Origin of the sequence: Bosea vaviloviae, from assembly GCF_001741865.1 — a bacterium.
Lineage (GTDB): Bacteria > Pseudomonadota > Alphaproteobacteria > Rhizobiales > Beijerinckiaceae > Allobosea > Allobosea vaviloviae.
In genome coordinates this window covers 2,463,774-2,481,190 of record NZ_CP017147.1, presented here as the reverse complement: position 1 = coordinate 2,481,190, position 17,417 = coordinate 2,463,774, and the positions used below count along the sequence as shown (strand labels likewise).

Here is a 17,417-nt window from a genome sequence, read left to right as displayed (position 1 = left end):
ATGCTAGGCGCGCAACCGACTGCGATCCCCGGACACGCAACATGGCGGAACGAGGTAAAGAATAGCTTGCGTGAAGGAGAGATTTAACGCTGTCGGCCGGCCGAGCCGTCTCTCATCAAAGCGTTAGAGCAGGATCGATCCTGCTCTAAGCGGCCGGCGAACGCGACGTAAGGCCCAGTTCCGAGAAACGGACCATGGCCAGTCCCTGGGGCGGCACGAAGCTCATCAGCGCCGCATGCTCCAATGGCCGCGTCGCGACGACGGGGTCGAGCCCCGCCAATTCCTCGTCAACGAAGCCTGGATGGCACATGACAAGATGAGCCGGCCCCGGCGCGACCAGAAAGCGCGCGAGATCGGCCTGGAAGTCGCGAGCGGGGTCGAAGGGCGAAACGCCGGAAAAACCGCGATTGACCGGAATGCCTCGCCTCAAGGCCGATCGCCTCAAGCCCCGCGCCAGGCCGGCGATGACCAGCGCCTTGCTGGTCGCGACGCCGCGCCGGCGGATCGCGGCGGCCGTGTCGGCGGGATCGCGCAGATAGACCGCGCCCTCCCGGTAGCGCCTCTGCAGCGCCGCCAGCACCGCACCGCGCACACCGGGCAGGACATGGGCATGCTGGTGCCCGTCGAGGAAATCCGGCGCGCGCCCCATCGCATCCTCGAAGGCATCGAGCTGGCGCGCAATCTCGGCGGTAATCTCCGCGCGCGCCGTGCCCGACAAGAGCGCGGCGCGCGCCAGATCGCCCAGCTTCGGCAGCACGCCATTGCCGGCCAGGCGCGGCATCGCACCGAGCGGGGCGGCGCAGGTCAGGTTCAGATGCAGGCCGAGATCCGCCCTGCCCGCCTGCGCCGCGAAGGCGCCGGAGAAGGACTTCCAATGCGGGCGGTTGGTCATCGCGCCCGCCGCAGACAGCTTGCCGGCCTCGAGCAAGGACAGGATCGAGCGGCTGACTCCCTCCGTCAGGGCGAAGTCGTCGGCGCAGAGAACGAAGCCGGTCGTCATCTCGTCTGTCATCCCTGGTTCATCTGCGATCGGATAAGGGCGGCACGGCGAGCCGGCCCGGAATATTGGGCCGGAGGCCGGCAGGGCTTGCTCTCACCGCCCTTGTGAGCGCGCCAGCTTTACGGTTCTGTGCGGACAGCGTCACCCCTCGCCGGGCAGCGAGCCGCAAAGCCTCGTCGAGCAAGCCCTTGTCGAGCAAGTCCTAGTCGAGCAAGTGCTTGTCGAGCGAGCGCTTGTCCAGATCTGCGCCTGAGAGGTTCTGTTCGTGTCCGAGACGTCGCCCATCCCCCCAGTGGAAGCCCCGCGCGCCCGGGCCGGCCGGCCGGAGCTGTCCATCGTCGTGCCCGTCCATGACGAGGCCGACAATCTGCCGATCCTGGTCGAGCGGCTCAAGACGGTGCTGGCGGGTGCGGTCTCGTCCTGGGAGCTGGTCTGCGTCGATGACGGCAGCCGCGACGGCACGCTGTCCGTGCTGAAGCTGCTGAGCGCCAGCGATCCCCGGATCAGCGCCGTCTCGTTCAGCCGCAATTTCGGCAAGGAGATCGCCATCGCGGCCGGGCTCGACCATGCCTCGGGCGACGCGGTCGTGATCATGGACGCCGATCTGCAGCATCCGCCGGAGACGATCCTGGTCTTCCTGGAGAAATGGCGCGGCGGCTTCCTGAACATCTACGGCCAGCGCGCCAGCCGGGCGGGCGAGAGCGCCCTCAAGCGCAATCTCGCCAGGGCGTTCTACAAGCTGTTCGCGAGCTTCGGTGAAACCGAATTGCCGGAGGGCGCCGGCGATTTCCGCCTGCTCGACCGCAAGGTGGTCGACGCGCTGCGTGCCCTGCCGGAACGGGCGCGCTTCTCCAAGGGGCTTTATGCCTGGGTCGGCTTTCCCTCGATCGGCGTGACCTTCGAGGTCGCCGAGCGCCAGCATGGCGAGACCAAGTTCCGCTTCGGCAAGCTGTTCAGCTTCGCCTTCGACGGATTGTCGTCCTTCTCGACCGTGCCCTTGAAGATCGCGACCTGGGCCGGCGTCGTGATCGCCGTCATCTCCACGCTCTCGGCGGCCTTCTTCCTGCTGCGCACGGTCTTCTTCGGCACCGACCTGCCCGGCTTCCCGTCGCTGATCGTCTCGATCATGTTCTTTTCCGGCATCCAGCTGATCTCGCTGGGCATGATCGGCGAATATGTCGGGCGCATCTTCGCCGAGGTGAAGCGGCGGCCGCTCTATCTGATCGGCGAGCGCGTCGGTTTCGACGCCCGCACCGTCGACCATCCGCGCGGCGACGCCCTGCCGCCCTTGATCCGGTAGGCGGAGACCGTCATTGCGAACGAAGCGAAGCAATCCGGGGGACGTAGAGCGAGACCGTCTGGATTGCTTCGCTGCGCTCGCAATGACGATGGAGCGGCCCTGCCGCACTGGACCATCCTTCGAGACGCCGCTATGCGGCTTCTCAGGATGAGGGCTGAGGTTCCAGGCCGCCCCAAGGCACGCGATGTTCAGAAAAATCCTCTCCGTCGGCGGCTTCACGCTGCTCTCGCGCCTCTCGGGCTTCGTGCGTGACATCGTGCTGGCGGCGGTGCTCGGCGCCGGCCCGCTGATGGATGCGTTTTCGGTCGCGCTGCGCCTGCCCAACCATTTCCGCGCGATCTTCGGCGAAGGCGCCTTCAACCAGGCCTATATCCCCGCCTATGCCCGGGTCAGGCAGCAGGCCGGCCAGGCGGCCGCCGCGCTCTTCGCCGACCGGGTCTTCACCCTGAACCTGATCGTCCAGATCGTCCTGCTCGGGCTCGCCTTGCCCTTCATGCCCGAGGTTGTGCGCCTGCTCGCGCCCGGCTTCGCGCATGATCCGCAGCGCTTCGAACTCGCCGTCGCGCTGACGCGAATCACCTTCCCCTATCTGCTCTTCATCACGCTGGTGACGCTGCTCTCGGCCAACCTCAACGCCATCGACAAATTCGCGGCGGCAGCGGCAGCACCGATCCTGCTCAATCTCTGCCTGATCGCGGCGCTTACCGTTGCCTTCCTGTTCCCCAATGCGGCCTATGCCGCCGCCTGGGGCGTGGTGATCTCCGGCTTCCTGCAATGGCTCGTGCTGGCGCTCGCGGCGCGCCGGGCGAATGTCGCTGCGGCCGTGGTGCGGCCGCGCGTCGATCTCGACGTCAAGGCCTTCCTGAAGGCGTTCGGGCCTGCTGTCATCGGCTCGGCCGGTGTCCAGATCGCGCTTTTCGCCGACACGATCATCGCCTCGCTGCTGCCGGCCGGCGCCTATTCCGCGCTCTACTACGCAGGCGGCCTCTACCAACTGCCGATCGGGGTCATCGCCATCGGCGTCGGCACGGTCCTGCTGCCGACGATGAGCCGCCTGCTCGCGGCAGGCGATGTCGCCGGCTCCGACAGGGCGCAGAACCGGGCCGTCGCGCTGACGCTGATCGCGGCCGCCCCCTTCGCTGCCGCATTCCTCGCCGTTCCCGAACTGATCGTCTCCGCTTTGTTCGAGCGCGGGCGTTTCGATGCTGCCGCGAGCCAGGCGGCGGCAGCCGTGCTCTTCGCCTATGCGATCGGGTTGCCGGCCATCGTGATGATCCGCACCCAGGTTTCGAGCTTCCAGGCGCGCGGCGACACGACGACGCCGATGCTGGTCTCGCTGGCGGCCATCGCCGCGAATGTCGCGCTGAAATTGTTGCTCTGGCGCGACTGGGGCGCGCCTGGCCTTGCGCTGGCGACCGCGGCGGGCGCCTGGATCAATGTCGGCGCGCTGTTCGTCCTGGGCGTGCAGCGCGGCTGGACACGGCCGGCGCGGGGGCTGTCGGGCTTTGCCGCCATCGTCGTGCTGGCGGCGGTCCTGGCTGGCCTGGCGGCGCGCTTGTCCGCCCCCTCCCTGCTCGCTGCGACGGCGTGGTTTCCGCTGCAGCCCAGGCTCGCGGCGCTCGCCTGCGTCGGGGCCGTGGCCGCGGCGATCTATCTCGCGATCGCCGCGCTGGGGCTCAAGCTCAGCCGACTCGCCAGGCTGCTGCGGTAGCTCTGCCGGTTTGGCCTATCCGAAGCGCGTCATGGTCGGGCTTGACCCGACCACCTCGTAAACCAGAGCGCTCTGGTCACACGATTCTCGGGGCAAGCCCGAGAATGACGCCCTGAATCCTGAGCAGCGCCGCAGGCGTCGGCTTCACGCCGCCTAGGTGTGGGCGAAGTCCATGTAGAGTTCGCGAGCGCGGCGGAACATTGGACCGGGCTGCAGCGTGATGTTGTCGATGCGGGTGACCGGCATGCATTTGGAATAGTTGCCCGAGATGAAGATCTCGTCGGCCTGCTCAAAATCGCTGTAGCGCAGGCTCATCTCCTCGACGGGGATGCCGTCCTGCCGCAGCAGGCCGATGACGCGCTGGCGGGTGATGCCGTTCAGGAAGGTGCCGTTGGGAGCCGGCGTCCTGACGACGCCGTCCTTGGCCAGGAAGATGTTCGAGGTCGCGGTCTCGGCAACGTTGCCCAGCATGTCGAGCACCAGCGCATTGTCGAAGCCGGCGGCCTTGGCGGCGCGCAGGATGCGGGCGTTGTTGGGATAGAGGCAGCCGGCCTTGGCGTCGGTCGGCATCGTCTCCATGGTCGGACGGCGGAACGCGCCTTGCGTCACCGAGAAGCCATTGGTCGGCTGCGGCATCGGCGCCTCGAACAGGCAGAGGCAGAACTGCGTCGAATCCGGATCGGGCATGATGGTCGAGGGCCCGTCGGCCTCGCCCCAATACATCGGCTTGACGTAGAGCGCCGTGCCGGGGGCGAATTTCTTCACGCCCTCATGCGTCTTCTCGATGATGAATTCCTGCGTCACCGTGGCCTTGAGGCCGAGCGCCACGGCCGAGCGGTTGACGCGGGCGGCATGGGCGGCGAGATCGGGCGCGACGCCATCGAAATAGCGGCCGCCGTCGAAGACCGAAGAGGCCTGCCAGAGCGCATGGCTGCGTGGACCCACCAGGCCGGGGTTGCCTTCGTGCCAGGCACCGTCGAACCAGCTCCACGTCTGAGAATACCATGCCATAGCGGCGCTCCAATTTGGTCAGTTTTACTGACGGACACCGTCTGCCCAGAGATCGTCGGCGTCAACATGGCGCGGGCCGCCAAGCGATGACGGGATGTGATGGAAGCGATCGGAAGCGGTGATCGATCAGAAGCCGAGCGCGCGCGCCGCTGAGACCGTCGCCATGCCGACGACCAGCGCCAGCAACTCGCTGCGCCGCAGCACCATGCTGCCGATCGCCGCGATCAGTGCGAGCGCGGCGGCGAAACCCAGCCGCTCGATCAGCGGCAGCACGGTCGCGACCACGATCGAGCCCGGCAGCGCCGCAAGCCCGCGCCGGACGCGCGGCGTCAGCGGAATGAAGCCCATCATGATCACGCCGGAGATGCGGCAGAGATAGGTCGCCAGCGTCATGGCGAGGATGACGAAAGGCGCGCCCCATGGGCCGGGATCAGGCAGGGTCATCGCTGAACGCCCCTGTAAGCGCGCCGGCAAGCGAGCCGACGATGATGAAGGCGTAGCCGTCAACCAGCTTTGCCGTGACCAAGGCGACGAGCCCCGCAACGACCCAGGGCACGGCCGCCCGCTTGCCGCGCCAGAGCGGCACGATCATCGCGGCGAAGAAGATCGGCATGACCAGATCGATGCCGTATTGGCGTGGATCGGCCACCAACGCGCCGAGCAGATATCCCGGAATCGTCGTCGCGACCCAGACGATCCAGAGCGTGATGCCGGCGCCGATGATCACGCCCAGATCACGCCCGCCCTCGCCATGGTAACGCGCGCCGATCAGCCAGCTCGCATCGGTGAAGAGGAAGAGATGCGCGGCGTTGAGCGCCTTGGGATAAGGCGCGAACCAGGGCTGCAGCGAAGCGCCCTGGAGCACCATGCGCGCATTCACCGTCGCGGTGACCACGGCAAGCCCGGCAATCGCCCCCCAGCTCCATTCCGGCCGCCACAGCTCCATCGCCACCAGCTGCGCCACGCCGGCATAGACCAGCGCGCTCATCAGCACCGTCTCCAGCAGGCTCAGCCCCTTGGCCGCGGCCGCCGCGCCGAAGGCGACCGCGAAGACGACGATGCCCGGCATCAGCACGGAGACCCTGCGGACACCCAGGCGCACGCCCTGCATGGTGAGCAAGGGGCGGGCAGACTCCAAGGTTGGTTCAGGCGAAGCGGTCATGGCTCTTCAAGAACCCTAACGCCCCGTACCGTCAACGGATGGCAGCACCGGCCTCGCATGAGGCCGGCGCAGGGCGGGACAAGCGCCAGTCCCGTGCTAGCCTCGCGCCATGCACTGGCTGACCTCTCCCATCGCCGCCCCTGCCCTGCCCGCGACCTGGCTGATCGCGACCGGCGCGAGCCCGGCCAACCTCGCCGAACGCTCGGCCTTGCGGCGCGAGATGGCGCGGAGAATCATCGCCGCCCAGCTTTGCCTGCCGATCGAGGCCATCGCGATCGGCCATGACGAACGCGGCCGGCCTTTGCTGGCTCGGCCGACCGCGGCGGGGCTGCATCTCTCGCTCGCGACGCGGGCGGGCTTCGTCGCGCTGGCGCTGGCGCAGCATCCTGTCGGGGTCGATGTCGAGCGGGTCGAACCCTTGGCCGCGCTACCGCTCGCGATCTTGCATCCGCAGGAGCGGGAGGCGCTGCTCGCCCTGCCCGAACCGACGCGGCCGCTGGCCTTTGCGCAGCTCTGGGCGGCCAAGGAGGCCTATGTGAAGGCGCTCGGCACCGGCTTCGCCCGCGCGCCGGAGAGCTTCGCGATCACGCTCACCTCGCCAGAGGCTTTCGACGTCGCCGATCCCGAGCGGCCCGGCACGAGCCGCGGCACACGCCGCATCATCAAAAACGGCGGCCAGGAGAGCCTGGCCGCCGCGGTTGTGGTTCTCGGCTGAGTGAGACCTCAGCCTGGCTGGTCTGCCGGCTTCTTCTTCAGGGCATAGGCAACGAGGCAAACCAGCGCCGCGCCGATGGCCGAGGAGATGTAGTGCGGCATGGCGGCCGGACCGATTCCGAGTGCGCTGACCTCGGTCGGCACAGGGGCGACCCAGCTCGGCATATTGACCTGGAGCCATTGCAGCACAGCGATGTCGCCGATGATCATTTCCGCCGCGATCCAGCCGAGCAGGGCAGCGCCGAGCCAGACCAGGATCGGGAAGCGCTCGATGATCGAGGTCAGGAGCTGCGCGCCCATGATGATCAAGGGGATCGAGAGCAGCAGGCCGAAGATGAAGAGCTCGGGATGTCCGCGCGAGGCCGCCGCGATGGCGATGACGTTGTCGAGGCTCATCACGGCGTCGGCGATCGCGATGGTGCGCACCGCCCGCCAGAGATTGTCGCTCGCCTCGATCTCGTTATGGGCCTCCTCCTCGCCCATGGCGAGCTTGATGGCGATCCAGAACAGCAGCACGCCGCCGGCCACCTTCAGGAAAGGGACGTTCAGCAGATAGCTGACCACCAGCGCGAAGACGATACGCAGGCCGACGGCCGCGCCGGCGCCGAGCCAGATGCCGATCTTGCGCCGGTTTTCCGGCAGCGAGCGGCAGGCGAGCGCGATGACGACTGCGTTGTCGCCGGACAAGAGCAGGTCGATCCAGATGATCTGGAGCAACGACACCCAGAATTGGGATGATGAAAAGTCCATAAGTCGGTCAGTCCCTGTGTCAGAGGGCCGGATCTGGCCGGCGCGGTTTCAGCCAATACCCAAGGGCGAGCACGAGAAGCGCGCCCAGGGCAGCAGCGGGATATTCGAGGCGGTGCAGCATATCAGCGCCGAACCGGGTGATGAGCCAGGGGTCGCTGTCGAACATTTCGCCGGCAACCCAGCCGAGCAGCGCAGCGCCCGCCCAGACCAGCACCGGGAAGCGCGTCAGCAGGCTGGTGATGAGCGAGGCGCCGAGCACGATCAGCGGAATCGAGATCACCAGCCCCGCGATCAGGAGCGGGATCGAATCCTTGGCGACGGCGGCGATCGCCAGCACATTGTCGAGGCTCATGACGATGTCGGCGATCGCGACTGTCTGGACCGCTTTCCAGAGCTTGCTGCTCGCCGTGATCGAATCCTCGTCGCTCTCGCCATCCTCGATGATCAGCTTGACCGCGATCCAGACCAGCAGCAGCGCGCCGACGATATGCAGGAAGGGCGCGTTCAGCAGCGAGGCGATCAGCACGGTGAAGACGACGCGCAGGACCACCGCGACGCCCGCGCCGAGCGCGATGCCCTTGGCTCTTTGCGCCGGCGCCAGCGCCCGGCAGGCGAGCGCGATCACCACGGCATTGTCGCCGGAAAGGACGATGTTGAGCGCGATGATCTCCGCCAGTTTTCCCCAGATCAGGGGATCGACGAAGGAGATCGAGGAGAGATCCATCAAGGCCAGCCCTTCCAGCAGCGTCAGCTTAGTTTCTAGTCAACCCGGCGGCGCTTGTCTCGCCACCGGGTCTTATTAAGCACCAGGGTCTTGGAGGCCGGGCCTTTAGCCCAGCGCCTGCTCGACAGCCTTGCCCGCGGCTTCCGTTCCCAGCGTGCCGCCGAGATCGCGGGTGCGGGTGCGGGCGTCGCCAAGCGCGCGCTCGATCGCAGCCTCGATGCCCTTGGCGGCTTCGATCTCGCCGAGATGATCCAGCATCATCGCACCCGACCAGATCTGGCCGATCGGGTTGGCGATGCCCTTACCCGCGATGTCGGGCGCCGAGCCATGGACCGGCTCGAACAGCGAGGGATGATCGCCGGTCGGGTTGATGTTGCCCGACGGCGCGATGCCGATCGTGCCGGTGCAGGCCGGGCCCAGATCCGAGAGGATGTCACCGAACAGGTTGGAAGCCACGACCACGTCGAAACGGTCCGGATTCAGCACGAAATGCGCGGTCAGGATGTCGATATGGTACTGGTCGACGGCGACGCCGGGATAGTTCTTGGCCATCTCCTTCACCCGTTCGTCCCAATACGGCATGGTGATCGAGATGCCGTTCGACTTGGTCGCCGAGGTCAGCTTCTTCCGCGGACGGCGCTGGGCCAACTCAAAAGCGTATTTCAGCACGCGATCGACGCCGACCCGGCTCATCACCGTCTCCTGCATGACGATCTCGCGCTCGGTGCCGGCGAACATCTTGCCGCCGACCGAGGAGTATTCGCCCTCGGTGTTCTCGCGCACGACGAAGAAGTCGATATCGCCGGGCTTGCGGCCGACGAGCGGGCAGGGAACGCCCGGCATCAGACGCACGGGGCGCAGGTTCACATACTGGTCGAATTCACGCCGGAAGAGCAGCAGCGAGCCCCAGAGCGAGATGTGGTCGGGCACCTGCGCCGGCATGCCGACCGCGCCGAAATAGATCGCGTCATGGCCGCCGATCTTCTCCTTCCAGTCGTCGGGAAGCATCTTGCCGTGCTTCTCGTAATAATCGCAGGACGAGAAATCGAACTCGTCGAGGCGCAGTTCGAAGCCGTATTTCTTGGAAGCCGCCTCGAGTACGCGCAGGCCCTCGGGCATGACTTCCTTGCCGATGCCGTCCCCGGCGATGACGGCGATACGATAGACTCGATTGGTCCCACTCATAGTTTTCGTCCAAACAAGCTCATGGGTGTTCTCCAAAGAAGGCCGTGAATTCGGCGGCGACGAGATCGGGAATCTCCTCCGCCAGATAATGCCCGCTTGGCAAGGCACGGCCTTGGACGTTCTCGGCGCGCTGCCGCCACAGCGCCAGAGGCTCGAAACATGTGCCGATGATGCCGTTGCCGCCCCAGAGCGCGAGCAGCGGCTGATTGAGCTTGCGCCCGCCATCCTCGTCGTCATGGCGGATGTCGATGGTGGCGGCGGCGCGATAATCCTCGCAACTCGCATGGATGGTCTGCGGATCGCTGAAGCAGCGCAGGTAATGCGCCAAGGCCTCAGGTGCGAAGGGCGTCAGCCCGGCCGAGCCGGAGCCGCATTTCTTGCGCCAGTAAGCCTCGGGATCCGCCCCGATCATCCGCTCCGGGAAGGGCGCGGGCTGGATCAGGAAGAACCAGTGCCAATAGGCGCGGGCGAAGGCGTCGGTGGTGTTGGCGTACATCTCGCGGGTCGGCGCGATGTCCAGCGTCGCGAGCTTGGTGACGCGCTCGGCATGGTCGAGCGCCAGGCGATGGGCGACGCGCGCGCCGCGATCATGCGCGCCGACGAAGAAGCGCTGATGCCCGAGCGCCGTCATGACCTGCGCCATGTCGAGCGCCATGGCGCGCTTGGAATAGGGGAAATGCTCGGCATCGCTGGCCGGCTTGTCGCTGTCGCCATAGCCGCGCAGATCGGCGCAGACCAAAGTGAAGCTATCCTTCAAGCGCGCAGCGAGCTTGTGCCAGAGCGCATGCGTCTGCGGGTAGCCATGAAGCAACAGCAGAGCCGGCCCCTCCCCGCCCGTCCGGACACGGATGCGCGCGCCCGATGTCGCGACATCGAGCAGGCGGAAACCGGGGAAGAGGCTGTCCTGGACAGGGATTTCGGTGACGGTCATCAGGGCCGCATGGTTGCAATAATCGGTAGCCGATAGCCTGCTTCTCGAGCGATTGCGCGCGTCGATTATTACACAATCCTGATCAATGGTGAGGGGGCGGTTGGAGCACGCGCCACGCGCTCTTCCCTTCTCCCGGATGGGAGAAGCAACTATCATGCGGGGGTTTTCCAGGGCCTGTCTTTTGCGATGACGGCATTAGCGAAGATGACGAGCTTTCGGACGCATGCGACGATGGCGAGGGCGTGAGGCCTGCCGCGTTCGGCGAGGCGGCGATAGAGCGCGACGAGGGCTGGGTTCCAGCGCAGAGCTGCGGCCTGGGCTGCGGCGAAGAGGCTGGTTCGCAGCCGGGCGCGGCCGCCGCCGGTGCGGCGCTGGCCCTTGTAGCGGCCCGATTCATGGACGAAGGGGGCGACGCCGACGAGGGCTGCAGCTTGCGTGCGCGAGAGCCGGCCAAGCTCGGGCATGCGGATGACAAGGGCGAGCGCGGTTCTGTTCCCCAGCCCTGGAATGGAGAGCAGCAGCTTCATCCGGTGCGCCAGTTCGGCCCGGTCGGCGACGGCTTGGCCGAGCCGGGCAAGTTCGGCCGCCTTGAGCCGCTTCAACCGGGCGATCTCGTCGGCGAGCTGGGCGAGGAGACGTTCGTCGCGGAAGCGCTCGCGCCGGATCCGGGCTCGGGCGAGATCCTCTTCGATCTGCTCGATCCGGGTGAGATGTTCGGCCAGCGCGAGCAGATCTGGGGAGGGGGCGTCACGCAGCGTGTCTTGCGCCTGCGTGCATTGGGCGATGAGCCGCGCATCGATGCCATCGCTCTTGGCGCGTTGGAGCTTGAAGGCTCCATAGGCCTTCACCTGGCGCGGCTGGAACACGATCACCGGCAAGCCTTCCGCCCGTAAGGCCTCGGTCACCGCAAGCTCGTAGCCGCCCGTGGCTTCGAGGCCGACCTTCTCGACGCCGACGGCCTTCAGCTTTTGCGCCAACCTGGCGTGGCCTTCCGCCGTATTGGCTTCACGCCAAGCCTCCTGCCCAGGTGTCAGAGCAATGTCGAGCCAGGCCTTGCTGACATCGATGCCGGCGCAAATCGTCCCGCCTGTGCTATGCTGTTCCATCTTCGTCGACCCTGCCTTGCAAACGAACACGAGGTTCCGGCAACCAATCCGGGTTCGATGAAGAGCCGACGGCGATCCTGCTTCTCCACAGCCTCGCGGCTCGGGTGGCGTCGATCCGTCCGACGACCGCCCTGCTCCAGGCGGCCACCTGGAGCAGGGCATTCCTCACGGAACACCAGCAGTTCAGCACAGATCCATGTTGCAAGGTGGCCCGGAGGGCCGGATGAGGGTGTGCCCTCTCAATAGAAGGCGTTGCGGCTCCGCCGAACCTCAACAATCAGCGGCAGGCCCTCATCCCTGCCCTTCTCCCATCCGGGAGAAGGGTTCCCCGCGCCCTTCGCAGCGTGCCGCGACGGCTTCATCGAAGTCGGCAACAGCCGACTTCGATGCGGAAGGGGTTTCCCGTGCCCTACCCCCGCAGCGCCGCCCCATAGCGCTTGGCCATCTCGGCGACGATCTTGGCGCCGACCGCCTCGATCTCGGCCTCGGTCAGCGTCTTGTCGACCGGCTGCAGGGTCACAGCCAGCGCGACCGACTTCTTGCCGGCATCGACGCCTTGCCCTTCATAGAGGTCGAAAACCGAGACATCCGCGATCAAAGCCCGGTCGGCGTTCTGCGCGGTCTTCATCATCTCGCCGGCCGCGATCGTCTTTTCGACGATGAAGGCGAAATCGCGCGTCACCGGCTGGAAGCCCGAGAGCGCCAGCTTCGGCTTGACCTTGGTCGGCTTGTATTTCGGCAGCGGCAGCGCATCGAGATGGATCTCGAAGGCGAAGAGCGGGCCCTTGACGTCGAGCGCCTTCAGCACCTTGGGGTGCACCTCGCCGAAAGCGCCGATGACGCCCTTGGGGCCAAACTGGAGCGTGGCCGAACGGCCGGGATGGGCCCAAGCCGGGCCGCCCGCGACGATCTGCAGGCCGCCGACCGGGACGCCGAGCCCCGTCAGCAGGCCCATGAGATCGGCCTTGGCGTCGAAGGTATCGACGGGCCTGGCGGCGCCGTCCCAATGGCGGCCGACGCCTTCCGGCCTCGCCGTGCCCCGGCGCAGGCCGGACGCGGCGATGAACTGGCCCTCGGGCGTATCGTCCTTGAAGACCTGCCCGACCTCGAACAGCGCGACGTCGCCGAGGCCGCGATCGACGTTGAGCTGGCCCGCGCGGATCAGCCCCGGCAGCAGCGAGGGGCGCATGTCGGAGAGATCGGCCGCGATCGGATTGGCGAGCACGAGCTGGCGCGAGCCGCCGCCGAACACAATCGCGGCGTCATGCGAGATGAAGGACCAGGTCACCGCCTCGACGAGGCCGCGGCTGGCGAGCAGGCGCTTGGCGGCACGGGTGCGCTTCTGCAGCACGGTGAGGACCGGCTTCACCACCTCGCCCTTGATGCGCGGCAATGGCGTCGAGACGACGCGGTCGAGCCCGGCGATACGCACGATCTCCTCGACGAGATCGGCCTTCCCCACGACATCGCCGCGCCAGGACGGAGCGGCGACCTTGACGCGCTCGCCGGCGCCCGAGACGTGGAAGCCGAGCGAGGTCAGCGCGACCTTCATCTCGATCTGCGGCAGATCGAGCCCGGTCAGGCGCCTGACCTCGGACCAGGGAAAATCGATCGCATGGGCGCTCTCGGGCAGATCACCCTCGAAGACCATCTCGGAGGCTTCGCCGCCGCAGAGATCGAGGATCATCGCGGTGGCGAGATCGAGGCCCGGACGGGTGAAATCGGGATCGACGCCGCGCTCGAAGCGATAGCGCGCATCGGAGTTGATGCCGAGCGCGCGGCCGGAGCGGGCAATGTTGAGCGGGTCCCAGAGCGCGCTCTCGACCAGCACATCGGTGGTGGTCTCGTCGCAGCCGGAGGCCTCGCCGCCCATGATGCCGGCAAGCGACTCGACGCCATGCTCATCGGCGATGACGACCTGCTCGCCGGTCAGCGTGTAGCTCTTGCCGTCGAGCGCCAGGATCGTCTCGCCCTCCTTGGCGCGGCGCACCGTGAGATTGCCCTTGACCTTGTTGGCGTCGAAGACGTGCAGCGGCCGGTTGCGGTCGAAGGTCATGAAATTGGTGATGTCGACCAGCGCGTTGATCGGCCTGAGCCCGATGGCGCGCAGCCTCGCCTGCAGCCATTCCGGCGAAGGCCCGTTCTTGACGCCGCGCACCAGCCGCAAAGCGAAGACCGGGCAGAGGGCCTTGTCCGCCCCGGCGAAATCGAGCGTCACCTTGACCGGGCAAGGATAAGTCCCGCGCACAGGCTGGGCCTGCGTCGTCTTGAGGCCACCAAGCCCGGCGGCGGCGAGGTCGCGCGCGACGCCGGCGACGCCGAGCGCATCGGCGCGGTTGGGCGTCACCGCGATCTCGATCACGGCATCGTCGAGCCCGGCATAGGTGGCATAGGGCTGGCCGACAGGTGCGTCGTCAGGCAGGTCGATGATGCCGTCATGATCCTCGGAGAGCTGCAACTCGGCGGCCGAGCAGAGCATGCCGTTCGACTCGACGCCGCGAATGACGCCCTTGCCGAGCGTGATGTCCTTGCCGGGGATGTAGGTGCCGGGGGCTGAGAAGACGCTCTTCATGCCGGTGCGGGCATTGGGCGCGCCGCAGACGACCTGCACGGGTTCGCCCGCGCCGGTGTCGACCATGCAGACGCGCAGCCGGTCGGCGTTCGGGTGCTGCTTGGCCTCGATCACATAGGCGATGGTGAAGGCCTGGAGAGCCTTCGCCTTGTCTTCGACGGCCTCGACCTCGAGCCCGACGCGGGTCAGCGTCTCCGTGACGGTGTCGAGCGAATCCGTAGTGTCGAGATGGTCCTTCAACCAGGACAGAGAGAACTTCATGAGTGTCCGTCACTTCTCAGATTGGCATGGGACATCGCGGGCGACGCAGCGTTGAGCTGGTCGTCCCCATCCGTCCGGATCTTCATGGAATTGCCGCGCCAGGTAACCTCGCCGGCGATGAAGGCATAGGCCCAGACGCCCGGGAAGATCAGATCCCGCAGCAACAGCGCCAGCGGCATGCGCCAGGAGAGATACCAGCCGACGCCATAGGCCAGCGCCATCTCCGCCACATACCAGGGCAGCAGCACGAGTGCCGGGCCAAGCCATGCGGAGTATCCGTAGACCGCGGCAGCGAAAGCCGCGCACAGCGCCGGCAGCAGCGGGCCGGACAGGATCTCGGGCGCGAAGAAGGGCAGGAAGGTCACCCGGCGCAGGCGCGCCCAGCGGAACTGCCGCTGCACGACGTCATACAGGGAGCGCTCGCCCAAGGGCTGCTCGAAGGGCTGGCCGACGAGATGGACATGCTTGCCGGCCCGGCGCACCAGCTTGGTGGCGGCGGCGTCCTCGGCGATTTCCTCGCCCAGCACCGCGATACCGCCATTGGCGTCGAGGAAAGGCTTGTTCCAGAGCATCGACTTGCCCTGCGCGAAGCCGAAGCCGAGCGCCTCGCCGGCATATTGCCAGCGCGCCTGGAAGGTATTGAGGAAGGCGCATTCGAGCTCGGCCCAGAAGCCCTGCGGGCGCGAGCCTGCCGGCGTCGAGCAGACGAGCCCGGTGTCGGGGCGCCAGGAGGCCAGCATGCGCTGGATGTAGTCCCTCGGCATCAGCACGTTGGAATCGGCCAGGATGGCCCATTCGGTCGTCGCCGCTTCCCAGCCCTTGACGCAGTTGTTGAGCTTGGGATTGGCGCTGACGGCGACATCGCCGGTGATCAGGCTGACCCGCTCGGAGCCGAAGCGGCCGATCAGCTCGGCGATCAACGGCACGATCGGATCATCGGCATCGGCAACGCAGAAGATCGTCTGGTAGTGGGGATAGTCGAGCAGGAGACCGGAGGTCGCCGTCTCCCTGCTGAAGGCCTCGATGCCGCGCACCGGGCGCACGATGGTCACCGGGGGCTGCGCATCGAGCAGGGCGCAGCCGGCATCCTTGCGGCGCAGGCGCACCAGGGCGATCACCTGGCAGAGCAGGTTGATCGCGAGGGCGAGCGCCGCGAACAGGCCAGCAGATGCCGCCAGGCTCACCGCACCCTCCCCTGATGCCGCCGCGCGCTCATGACGACAGCCCACCCGTCAAGGTCGGCAGGTCGAGCGGCCGGAAGCCGTAATGGGCGAGCCAGCGCAGATCCGCCTCGAAGAAGGGGCGCAGATCCGGCATGCCGTATTTCAGCATGGCGATGCGGTCGATGCCCATGCCCCAGGCGAAGCCCTGATAGACATCCGGATCGAGCCCGCAATTGCGCAGCACATTGGGGTGGACCATGCCGCAGCCGAGAATCTCGAGCCAGTCCTCGCCCTCGCCGAAGCGGATCTCGCCGCCCTTGCGCGAGCATTGGATATCGACCTCGACCGAAGGCTCGGTGAAGGGGAAGAAGGAGGGGCGAAAGCGCATCTTGACGTTGTCGATCTCGAAGAACGCCTTGCAGAACTCCTCAAGCACCCATTTCATGTGGCCCATATGGGCCTTCTTGTCGATCACGAGCCCCTCGACCTGATGGAACATCGGGGTGTGGGTCTGGTCGGAATCCATCCGGTAGGTGCGGCCGGGGCAGATCACCCGGATCGGCGGCTCCTGCGCCATCATGGTGCGGACCTGGACCGGCGAGGTATGGGTGCGCAGCAGCTTGCGCTCGCCATTGGCGTCGGGCGCGAAGAAGAAGGTGTCGTGCATCTCGCGGGCGGGATGGCCGATGGGGAAGTTCAGCTTGGTGAAGTTGAGGTCGTCGGTCTCGACATCCGGACCTTCCGCCACCGAGAAGCCCATATCGCCGAAGATCGCGGTGATCTCGTCGATGACCTGGCTGATCGGGTGGATGCGGCCGCGCGCCTCGGGCCCCTCGCGGACCGGCAAGGTGATGTCGACCGTCTCGGAGGCGAGCCTGGCGTCGAGCGCGGCCTCGCCCAGCGCCTCCTTGCGGGCGGAGAGCGCGCCTTGCACCGTGTCGCGCAGGCCGTTGATCAGCGGCCCCTTTTCCTTGCGCTCCTCGGGCGTCATGGCGCCCAGCGTCTTGAGCAGCGCCGAGATCGAGCCGGCCTTGCCCAGCGCCGCGATCCTGACCTGCTCCAGGGCGGTCTCGTCCTGCGCGCCGGCGATGTCGGCAAGGAGGCTCGCGCCTAAGTTATCGATCTCGTTCATGCCTGCTCTGGTCCATTTGCGAGGCATCTTCTAGAGCAGGATGCGAAAAAGTGGAAACCGGTTTTTCGCATAAATCCTGCTCTAACTCTTTGATGAGAGACGGATTCAGATTTCCAATGGGATCACTTTGTGATTCCATTGGAAATCATCCGGCTCTCGGGTGTCGCCAGCGCCGATGCTAGAGGCAATCATGCCGGCAAAGCAGCGCTGGAACGCGAAATCCGGGCAGTTGCACGGCTATGGGCGCAGTTGCATGACAATCATGTCTCACTGGCAGACGATGGTGCTGGCGGCGGCGCTCTCCGCCCTCCCCCTCGCATCCGCCGCCGCACAGGATGGCAGGCGCGTCACTGTCCACGGCGAGATCAGCGACACCTGGTGCTCGATCAGCGGGCTGATGTTCGCCAAGGGCACCGCTCATCACCAATGCGCGGTCTGGTGCGCGCTCGGCGGCATCCCGGTCAGCATCCGCGACGCCAAGGGCGAACTCTATCTGATCCTGAAGATCGGCGACGACGAGGACAGCGCCGCCAATCCCCGCATCGCGCGCATGGCAACGCATGAGGTTGCGGTCGATGGCGAATTGCTCGAGCGCGACGGGGTGAACTACCTGCTGGTCGACCGCATCGCCGACGACAAGGGCGTCATCACCATGACGCATGAGGAATACGGCATCCAGCCGTTCGGAAACTGAG

At 66.7% G+C, this 17,417-nt stretch carries 16 protein-coding genes; 4 read left to right on the top strand and 12 right to left on the bottom strand.

Annotation, left to right across the window (positions count from 1 at the left end; genetic code table 11):
- Positions 1-145: 145 nt before the first annotated feature.
- The gene (locus BHK69_RS11575) at positions 146-1,012 is read right to left on the bottom strand and encodes a ChbG/HpnK family deacetylase (protein ID WP_069690230.1); all 867 of its coding nucleotides are present in this window, start codon (positions 1,010-1,012) and stop codon (positions 146-148) included.
- Positions 1,013-1,265: 253 nt separating this feature from the next.
- On the opposite strand from BHK69_RS11575, the gene BHK69_RS11570 reads away from it, so the two are divergent.
- Both BHK69_RS11570 and murJ read left to right on the top strand, forming a co-directional pair.
- A complete protein-coding gene (locus BHK69_RS11570) occupies positions 1,266-2,300 on the top strand; it encodes a glycosyltransferase family 2 protein (protein WP_244548475.1) in 1,035 nt (344 codons plus the stop codon).
- Positions 2,301-2,484: 184 nt separating this feature from the next.
- Positions 2,485-4,011 carry a murein biosynthesis integral membrane protein MurJ gene (gene murJ, locus BHK69_RS11565; protein ID WP_069690228.1) on the top strand — a complete coding sequence of 509 codons (1,527 nt, stop codon included), beginning with the start codon at positions 2,485-2,487 and terminating at the stop codon, positions 4,009-4,011.
- 153 nt (positions 4,012-4,164) lie between these two features.
- Here murJ and BHK69_RS11560 read toward each other — a convergent pair whose 3' ends face one another.
- From BHK69_RS11560 to BHK69_RS11550, 3 genes are all read right to left on the bottom strand, one after another.
- Complete coding sequence (locus BHK69_RS11560; protein ID WP_069690227.1) at positions 4,165-5,022, bottom strand: branched-chain amino acid aminotransferase; 858 nt, start codon at positions 5,020-5,022, stop codon at positions 4,165-4,167.
- 126 nt (positions 5,023-5,148) lie between these two features.
- Positions 5,149-5,466 (bottom strand): AzlD family protein, encoded by a 318-nt coding sequence (locus tag BHK69_RS11555; RefSeq protein ID WP_069690226.1) that lies wholly within the window; start codon positions 5,464-5,466, stop codon positions 5,149-5,151.
- Entirely contained in the window at positions 5,453-6,133 is a 681-nt protein-coding gene (locus tag BHK69_RS11550) for an AzlC family ABC transporter permease (RefSeq protein WP_069693576.1), read from the bottom strand. The genes BHK69_RS11555 and BHK69_RS11550 overlap by 14 nt, the downstream gene beginning before the upstream one ends.
- 160 nt (positions 6,134-6,293) lie before the next feature.
- On the opposite strand from BHK69_RS11550, the gene BHK69_RS11545 reads away from it, so the two are divergent.
- Positions 6,294-6,899: a 4'-phosphopantetheinyl transferase family protein gene (locus BHK69_RS11545; protein ID WP_069690225.1), complete on the top strand. Its 606-nt coding sequence runs from the start codon at positions 6,294-6,296 to the stop codon at positions 6,897-6,899.
- Between the two features lie 8 nt (positions 6,900-6,907).
- Here the strand turns inward: BHK69_RS11545 and BHK69_RS11540 are convergent, their stop codons facing one another.
- The 8 genes from BHK69_RS11540 to pheS all read right to left on the bottom strand — a co-directional run bounded on the left by BHK69_RS11540 (position 6,908) and on the right by pheS (position 16,722).
- Entirely contained in the window at positions 6,908-7,648 is a 741-nt protein-coding gene (locus tag BHK69_RS11540) for a TerC family protein (protein ID WP_069690224.1), read from the bottom strand.
- A gap of 19 nt (positions 7,649-7,667) precedes the next feature.
- A complete protein-coding gene (locus tag BHK69_RS11535; RefSeq protein WP_199579111.1) occupies positions 7,668-8,372 on the bottom strand; it encodes a TerC family protein in 705 nt (234 codons plus the stop codon).
- Positions 8,373-8,477: 105 nt separating this feature from the next.
- Complete coding sequence (locus tag BHK69_RS11530) at positions 8,478-9,557, bottom strand: tartrate dehydrogenase (RefSeq protein WP_069690223.1); 1,080 nt, start codon at positions 9,555-9,557, stop codon at positions 8,478-8,480.
- Between the two features lie 19 nt (positions 9,558-9,576).
- Positions 9,577-10,488: an alpha/beta fold hydrolase gene (locus BHK69_RS11525; protein WP_083269263.1), complete on the bottom strand. Its 912-nt coding sequence runs from the start codon at positions 10,486-10,488 to the stop codon at positions 9,577-9,579.
- Positions 10,489-10,640: 152 nt separating this feature from the next.
- Complete coding sequence (locus BHK69_RS11520) at positions 10,641-11,594, bottom strand: IS110 family RNA-guided transposase (protein WP_069690222.1); 954 nt, start codon at positions 11,592-11,594, stop codon at positions 10,641-10,643.
- 409 nt (positions 11,595-12,003) lie between these two features.
- On the bottom strand, positions 12,004-14,427 hold the full coding sequence (gene pheT, locus BHK69_RS11515) for a phenylalanine--tRNA ligase subunit beta (RefSeq protein ID WP_069690221.1): 2,424 nt from the start codon (positions 14,425-14,427) through the stop codon (positions 12,004-12,006).
- Entirely contained in the window at positions 14,424-15,611 is a 1,188-nt protein-coding gene (locus BHK69_RS11510) for a ceramide glucosyltransferase (protein ID WP_083269262.1), read from the bottom strand. Before BHK69_RS11510 ends, pheT begins: the two co-directional genes overlap by 4 nt.
- A gap of 28 nt (positions 15,612-15,639) precedes the next feature.
- Positions 15,640-16,722: a phenylalanine--tRNA ligase subunit alpha gene (pheS, locus tag BHK69_RS11505; protein WP_069690220.1), complete on the bottom strand. Its 1,083-nt coding sequence runs from the start codon at positions 16,720-16,722 to the stop codon at positions 15,640-15,642.
- 253 nt (positions 16,723-16,975) lie between these two features.
- Here pheS and BHK69_RS11500 point away from each other — a divergent pair, with 253 nt between their 5' ends.
- The gene (locus BHK69_RS11500; RefSeq protein ID WP_069693572.1) at positions 16,976-17,416 is read left to right on the top strand and encodes a hypothetical protein; all 441 of its coding nucleotides are present in this window, start codon (positions 16,976-16,978) and stop codon (positions 17,414-17,416) included.
- Position 17,417 lies beyond the last annotated feature (1 nt).